This is a genomic window from Fulvivirga sp. M361, assembly GCF_007097395.1.
Lineage (GTDB): Bacteria > Bacteroidota > Bacteroidia > Cytophagales > Cyclobacteriaceae > Fulvivirga.
In genome coordinates this window covers 1-249 of the sequence record NZ_VKDC01000138.1, presented here as the reverse complement: position 1 = coordinate 249, position 249 = coordinate 1, and the positions used below count along the sequence as shown (strand labels likewise).

Below are 249 nucleotides of genomic sequence, written 5' to 3'. Positions count from 1 at the left end.
GTTGACGATAAACTGATTCGAGGTACTGATCTGCCAGTTGTAAGCGGGTTTGAGTTGGCCGTTGAGCATATGGTCATCTTTCATCCGCATAAAAGTAGCCTGTGGATCGGTCTTTGAGTAGCTGTTTCTGCTGCCTAAAACAGCTTCTTTTTCAGCGTATTCAGCCAATTTGGAAGGCCAGTTTCTACGGGCATAATTGAGCTTCTGTTTGACTTTTTTGCTGACGGGCTTTCCTTCCAGGGCTTGATC

Annotated in this window: 1 pseudogene; it reads right to left on the bottom strand. The window is 45.8% G+C overall.

What is annotated here, in order from left to right:
* Positions 1-249, bottom strand: a pseudogene (locus FNH22_RS31875) (IS1182 family transposase); the annotation flags it as partial.